The organism is Achromobacter sp. 2789STDY5608621 (assembly GCF_001299375.1).
Taxonomy (GTDB): domain Bacteria; phylum Pseudomonadota; class Gammaproteobacteria; order Burkholderiales; family Burkholderiaceae_B; genus Achromobacter; species Achromobacter insuavis.
The window spans coordinates 60,601-67,278 of the sequence record NZ_CYTU01000033.1; the positions used below are offsets into that span (position 1 = coordinate 60,601).

Consider the following 6,678-nt stretch of genomic DNA (forward strand, 5'->3'; position numbering starts at 1 on the left):
GATCATCGGCACGCACATCTGCCCCGATGCGCCGACGCGTCCGCACGAACCGGTGGATTTCATGGATTCGCCGGTCGACATGAAGGCCATGAACGAGCAGGAACTCAGCGCCGAGATGGACGCGGTGCTGTCGATCGACACCACCAAGGGCAACCGCATCATCAACCACAAGGGCTTCGCGCTGTCGCCCACGGTCAAGCAGGGCTACATCCTGCGCATGTCGGAAGACCTGCTGCGCATCATGGAGACGACCACCGGCCGTCCCGCCGCCACCTTCCCGATCTCGCTGCAGGACATCACGCCCTACGACAACGGCGTGTACCACGTGAACAGCATCATGCAGCCGTCGGTCGCCACCGCGGCGCCGGTGGTCGGCGTGGCCATCACCACCGAGAGCGTGGTGCCGGGCTGCGGCACGGGCGCCAGCCACGAGGTCGACATCGCGTCCGCCGCCAAGTTCGCGGTCGAAGTGGCCAAGGAATTCACCCAGGGCAAGTGCCAGTTCTTCGACCGCGACGAGTACGCGCTGCTGCTCAAGCTCTATGGTTCGCTGGCCCATCTGCAGGGCGAGCAGGTCGCCCAACACTGAACGCACGGGAGCGCCACCATGTCCGCCACGGCCAAGCTCGGCACCATCACCATCGGTCAGGCCCCGCGGCCCGACATCACGCCGATTCTCGAACGGCACCTGCCGCCCGGCACCGCCTGCCTGCACGCGGGCCTGCTCGACGGCCTGGCGCGCGACGAGATCGAACGGCGCTATGCGCCGCGGGCCGGCCAGGCCACGCTCATCACGCGGCTGCTGGACGGCTCGTCGGTGGTGGTGGACAAGGCCGCCATGCTGGCGCTGCTCACGCAGAAGATCGCGGCGCTGGAGGCCCAGGGCTGCGCCTTCGTGCTGGTGCTGTGCACCGGCGCGTTCGACGACCTGCGCGCCGCCAGCGCGTGGCTGATCGAGCCGGACCTGATCGTCTCGCCCACCGTCGCCGCCCTGGCGGGCGCGCGGCAGGTGGGCGTGATCGTGCCGCTGGCGTCGCAAGTGGCGTCCGAGGCGCACAAGTGGCGCGCGCTGCAACACGCGCCGCTGTGCGCCGTGGCCTCGCCCTATGCCGATGACAGCGAGTCCCTGGCCGAGGCGGCCCGAGAACTCAAGCGGCAGGGCGCCGACCTGCTGGTGCTCGACTGCATGGGGTTCGTCGAACGCCATCGGGCGGCGGCCGCGGCGGCGTCCGGCCTGCCGGTGATGCTGTCGAACGCGGTGATTGCGCGGCTGACGGCGGAGCTGCTGGCGCAGGCGGACTGATGCGCGCGTGTTGACGGCGGCCGGCTAGTAACGTATCGTTTTGCGCAGTTACTAGCCGAGCGTCGCCATGCACTCCCGTTTCGACCGTTTCCGCGCCACCCCCCTCGGGCAGCAGCTCGAGGCCCTGATCGATGAGCCCGGCCGCTACCTCGAGTACGCGGCGCTGTCGCGGGTCGGCGTCGCCGCCGTCGCCGCCATCAGCGACGACATCGAGACCGTTTTCCCCGAAGTCGCGGCGGATACCACCGCGCGGCAGTTCTGCGGCGCGCTGGTGGCCGACCTGATGCGGCGCCACGGGCACGACGTGGTGCAGGCGCGCGGCCGCGTGGCGGGCCCGGTCTTCAGCTATGGCGCGGTGTTCAGCCCGCGGCCCGTGGCGCTGCCGTTCGCCGGCGTCATCGACGGGCTGGCGCGCATGCCGGACGCGCTGGCCGGCCTGATGGCGCGGGTGCCCGCCGCGTGGCGCACCCGCCGGCCCGAAGGCACCGGTTTCTCGGCCACCGAACATGTCTGCCACCTGCGCGACCTGGACGCCGTGTTCACCCAGCGCATCGCGGCCATCCTGGCCGCGCCGCTGCCGCGCATCGATTCCGTCGACGGCACGGCCATGGCGGCCGAGCGCGACTACCAGGAACAGGACCCGGACGCCGCGCTGGCGTCGTTCCGCCGCGGCCGGGCGCAGCTGTGCGCCTCGCTGCGCAAGCTGGACGCGGCGGCGCTGGCGCGCTGCGGCCTGCGCGACGGCCTGCACCGCATGACGCTGGAGCAGATCGTGCGCGAGCTGCTCGACCACGACCGCACCCATTGCCAGGAATTGGAGGAACTGCTCGCCGAGCTGGCGCCGCCGACCGCCCGCGGCAAAGGCGGCGCCGCATGAGCCGCGCGTCCGCCGCGCCGCCGATGCTGCTGATCCACGGCCTCATCGGCGCTTTCGATGTCGACGCGGGCCTGCCACGGCACGCCGCGCCGCCGCTGCTGGGCTACGGCGAACACCAGGCGACGCCGCCGGCGCGCATCTCGCTGCCGGCGCAGGTCGAGCACCTGCGCGCGTTCATCGACACGCATTTCGATGGCGTCGCGGTCGACCTGGTGGGGCATTCGGTCGGCGGCGCGGTGGCGATGCTGCTGGCGCAGGCCTATCCGCAGCGGGTGCGCCGCATTGTCAATGTCGAGGGCAATTTCACGCTGGCCGACGCGTTCTGGTCGGCGTCCGTGGCGCGCATGAGCGCGGGCGAGGCCGAGGCCATGCTGGACGGCTTTCGCGCCGATCCGCTCGGCTGGCTGGGCGGCGCGGTGGCCGAGCCCCGGCCGCATTGGCGCGACACCGCCGCCCGCTGGCTCGCCCGGCAGCCGGCCTCGACGCTGCGCGCCATGGCGGCGTCGGTGGTGGCGGTGACGGGCGCGGCCGGGTACCAGGACACCTTGCGGCAGGTGTTCGCGCGCCATCCTGTGTATCTGCTGTCGGGCGCGCGTTCGCACGCCGGCTGGAACGTGCCCGACTGGGCCTGGCGCGCCTGCGCGGGGCGGCAGGCGCTGGACGGCTGCGGCCACCTGATGATGCTGGAGCGGCCCGAGGCATTCGTGGCGGCGCTGCGCCACTGCCTGGGGCATGACGGCAACTGAGGCGGGCGCATCGGCTATATTGCCAGCGCCCCTTTTTTCTCGCGGGCCGTTGCCGGCCCCACTGAATCCCATGTCCGAAAAACCCGTCGAACCGCAAGCCGTCCTCAGCCCCAACGCCCGCTACGCGATCTTCATCGTCGCCACGCTGAACCCCGGCGCCGACAACGCCGCCGCCGTGCGCGCCTGGTGTGAAGACGTCGGCAACCTGGTGCGCACCGTCGGCACGCGTGCGGTGGCGGCCGACCTGTCCTGTGTCTGCGGGTTCGGCTCGGCCGCCTGGGACACGCTGTTCGGCGCGCCGCGCCCCGCGGCCCTGCATCCGTTCCGTGAGATCGGCGCGGGCGAGCGCGTCGCCGTGTCGACGCCCGGCGACATCCTGCTGCACATCCGCGCCGAAGCCATGGACGCCTGTTTCGAGCTGGCCACCTTGCTGGTGGCCGCGCTGGGCTCGGCGGCCACGGTGGTCGACGAAGTGCACGGCTTCCGCTATTTCGACCGGCGCGCCATCATCGGCTTCGTCGACGGCACCGAGAACCCGCAGGGCTTCGAACTGCCCGGCTACACCCTGATCGGCGACGAGGACGAAGCGTTCGCCGGCGGCAGCTACGTGCTGGTGCAGAAGTACCTGCACGACATGACCGCCTGGGAAAAGCTGTCGACCGAACAGCAGGAGCTCATCATCGGCCGCCGCAAGCTCACCAACGTCGAGCTGGCCGACGACGTCAAGCCGTCGTACTCGCACAGCGCCCTGACCACCCTGGAAGAGGATGGCCAGGAGATCAAGATCCTGCGCGACAACATGCCGTTCGGCCGCGCCGGCGCCGGTGAATTCGGCACCTACTTCATCGGCTACGCGCGCTCGCCCAGGCCGATCGAGCAGATGCTCGAAAACATGTTCGTCGGCCGTCCGGCCGGCAACTACGACCGCTTGCTCGACTACAGCCGCGCCGTCACCGGCAGCCTGTTCTTCGTGCCGTCGGCCGAACTGCTGGACGAGCTGGCCGAACGCGAAGGCTGATCGGCCTCAGTCGGGAATCTGCGGCTCCACCAGCCGCATCAGCTGCGCCAGCGATTCCTGCCAGCCTAGGTGGCACATCTCCGGCGGAATCACCGCCGGGATGTTCTCCTGCACCACGGTCATCTCAGTGCCGCAGGAGACCTTGCGCAGGGTGATGGTGGTCTGCATCTGCCCCGGCAGGTTCGGATCGTCGAACTGGTCCGTGTAGCGGATCTTCTCGCCCGGCACCAGTTCCAGGTACTCGCCGCCGAAATCGTGGGCGTGGCCGGTGCCGAAATTGCGGAACGACATGCGGTGTCGGCCGCCCACCCGCGCCTCCAGTTCATGGACGGTGCAGGTGAAGCCGTAGGGCGGCAGCCAGCGCACGACCGCGTCGGGTTCGAGGAAGGCGCGGTAGACGCGTTCGGGGGTGGTGCGCAGGACGCGATGCAGGGTCACGGTGCCAGTCGTCATGATGAATCCGCCTTTGAAGGGAAGTTGAGCGTACTGGGTCGACGTTCGAGCATCCCGCGGATCGACATGGCTGGCATGAGGACAAACCCTAGGTCGTCAGCCGGTCCGCCTCCGCCGGCGTATCCCGCAGCAACACATCCTCATAGAACGCGCCGATCGGCAGCGCGCGGTCGCGCACCTGGATCTCCAGCACCCAGATGCCGTCGGCGGGCACGAAATCCGCCTGCGCCAGCTGGTGCTTGCCGTAGAGCGCGTGCGGAAAATCCGCCACCCGGTGGCCGGGGATCTCGCGCACCAGTTCGCAGCCATGCTGGCGGGCGTGCGCCTCGGCGCGGTCGTACAGGGCGGCGCCGGTCAGGCCCTGGAGCCAGTCCTCGCGGGTGCGCTCGAACACCTGGCGGGCGGCCTCGGCGCAGCGTTCGCGGTCGGCGTCGGCGCCCAGCACGAAGGTGTCGCCGTAGTCGCCCTCGTAGCCGTCCCAGACCGGGCCGATGTCGACCACGAACACGTCCTCTTCCCGCAAGCGGCGCTGGAAGTCGGTGGGCTGCACCGCGGGCGACTGCGAGTCGGGGCCGAAGCGGATGTAGGTGGGGTGCCAGTTGTGCGACGAACCCATCTGGCGCAGATGCGCGTCGGCCGCGTTGACCGCCTCGCGCGTGGTCATGCCGGGCCGCATCAGCGCGGCGATCTCGCGCACCGCGTCGCGCGAGCGGCGGCGCGCCTCGAGGATGCCGTCCAGGGTGAAGTGGCTGCCGACCCGTTCCCAGGGATGGGCGGGGGCGGCCGGCGCGCCGGCGGCGGCCGCGTCCTGCGAGGGCAGGAACGCTTCCGCGTGGAAGCGGTCGCGCGCCAGTCCGGCCGCGCCCAGCCGCTCGCGCGCCGCCCGCACCATCGCCGGGTTGCCGCAGGCGTAGACCACGGTGCGGGCCCAGTCATGGTCGGCGGCGAGGGCGGCGTCCTGCACATGCCAGGGGGCGGCGGCCTGCGCGGCGGGGGTCTCCGACAGCACGGCGTGCCAGGCGAAGCCGGCGCCCTTGCCCTGCAGCGCATTGAGCAGCGGCCCCGCGTAGCAATCGTCCTCCGTCCGGCCGCCCCAGTAGAGCGTGACGCGCTTGAAGCGCGGGTCCCGCAGCGCTTCCATCAGGATCGGATGGATGCCGGCGTAGCCGGTGCCGGTGGCCAGCAGCACCAGGTGCTCGATGTCCGCGGGCCAACCGTCGGCCGGCCAGACGCAGGCGCCCTGCGGACCTTCGAGGGCCAGCGTGTCGCCGGGCATCAGGCGCGGCAGGACGCGTTCGGTGAAGCCGCCGCCGGGCATGCGGCGGATGTGGAATTCGAGTTGCGCGGGGCCGGCGGCGGCGGGCACGTTGGCGATCGAGAAGGGGCGGTGGCTGCCGTCTTCCAGCAGGAAGCGCACGTGCTGGCCGGCCTGCCAGGTGAAGGCGGCGTCGCCGCGCACTTCGATGACCAGCCGGGTGACGTCGGCCGTCAGCGGCGCGCGCGACAGCACGGTGGCCTCGCGCCGCTGCATCGGCTGGGGCGGGGCCTGCCAATGCGGGAACCGCAGCGTCAGGTCGCTGGCGGCGCGGCATTGGCACATCAACAGTTCATCGTCGGCGGTGACGTAGGAACGCTCGTTGGGCGGCGTGATGCGTTCGTGCCGGCCGGCGGTGACCACCGCCCGGCAGGCGCCGCATTCGCCGCGCTGACAGGAGAAGGGCACGGCCGCGCCCTGGGCCAGCGCGGCGTCCAGGATCGAGGTGGCGCCATCGCAGGTGAATTGGCCGCTGGCGAGCGTGATGGTATAGGTGGACATGGCACGGTTCCGAAAGACGGGTCGATGGGCGTAATGTAGGGATAGAATGGCTGGGTGAAATAGGGCCATTTCCATGAATATGAGCAAGCCACTTATATGAGCAAGCCACTGGTGCGCGATGCCCGGCTGGAATCCAGCCTCGACCTGCCGGTCGACCCGCCGCGCGCGGGAGAATCCAAGCAGGCCTGGGTCTACCGGCAGATCCGCGAGCGGATCCTGCGCGGCGTGCTGCCCTCGGGCGGGCGGTTGCCGTCCACCCGCGACCTGGCGGCGCGCTGGCACGTGGCCCGCTCCACGGTCGAGGCCGCCTACGACCAGTTGCGCGGCGAGGGCTATACCGCCGGCACGGTCGGCTCCGGCACCTACGTGGCGGCGGTCATCCCGGACAATTTCTTCCGGCGCGGCCTGCCCGGCGACGGCGGCGCGGCCAGCGGACCGGGCGCGGCCGCGGCGCCTGCCCGCGCG

At 71.1% G+C, this 6,678-nt stretch carries 8 protein-coding genes; 6 read left to right on the plus strand and 2 right to left on the minus strand.

Translation table 11 applies throughout. The features are described 5' to 3' along the window. The 5 genes from AOZ53_RS24195 to AOZ53_RS24215 all read left to right on the plus strand — a co-directional run. On the plus strand, positions 1–589 hold a 589-nt coding region (locus AOZ53_RS24195; protein ID WP_156333503.1), incomplete at its 5' end, for a DUF1177 domain-containing protein. Positions 590–607: 18 nt separating this feature from the next. Continuing rightward, the gene (locus tag AOZ53_RS24200; RefSeq protein WP_054479728.1) at positions 608–1,303 is read left to right on the plus strand and encodes an AroM family protein; all 696 of its coding nucleotides are present in this window, start codon (positions 608–610) and stop codon (positions 1,301–1,303) included. A 67-nt stretch (positions 1,304–1,370) separates the two neighbouring features. Continuing rightward, positions 1,371–2,180, plus strand: coding sequence for a DinB family protein (locus AOZ53_RS24205; RefSeq protein WP_054489652.1), 810 nt, complete (start codon positions 1,371–1,373; stop codon positions 2,178–2,180). Beyond that, entirely contained in the window at positions 2,177–2,926 is a 750-nt protein-coding gene (locus AOZ53_RS24210; protein ID WP_054489654.1) for an alpha/beta fold hydrolase, read from the plus strand. The genes AOZ53_RS24205 and AOZ53_RS24210 overlap by 4 nt, the downstream gene beginning before the upstream one ends. A gap of 70 nt (positions 2,927–2,996) precedes the next feature. After that, positions 2,997–3,944, plus strand: a complete 948-nt coding sequence (locus AOZ53_RS24215; protein ID WP_054431746.1) for a Dyp-type peroxidase — start codon at positions 2,997–2,999, stop codon at positions 3,942–3,944. 6 nt (positions 3,945–3,950) lie between these two features. On the opposite strand, the gene AOZ53_RS24220 is transcribed toward AOZ53_RS24215, so the two are convergent. Then, complete coding sequence (locus AOZ53_RS24220) at positions 3,951–4,397, minus strand: SRPBCC family protein (RefSeq protein ID WP_054489656.1); 447 nt, start codon at positions 4,395–4,397, stop codon at positions 3,951–3,953. Between the two features lie 88 nt (positions 4,398–4,485). Next, positions 4,486–6,213, minus strand: a complete 1,728-nt coding sequence (locus AOZ53_RS24225) for an NAD(P)H dependent flavin oxidoreductase family protein (protein WP_054489658.1) — start codon at positions 6,211–6,213, stop codon at positions 4,486–4,488. A gap of 96 nt (positions 6,214–6,309) precedes the next feature. Between AOZ53_RS24225 and AOZ53_RS24230 the strand changes: the two genes are divergently transcribed. Then, positions 6,310–6,678 (plus strand): GntR family transcriptional regulator (locus tag AOZ53_RS24230; protein WP_156333500.1); only part of this gene is annotated, 369 nt, incomplete at its 3' end.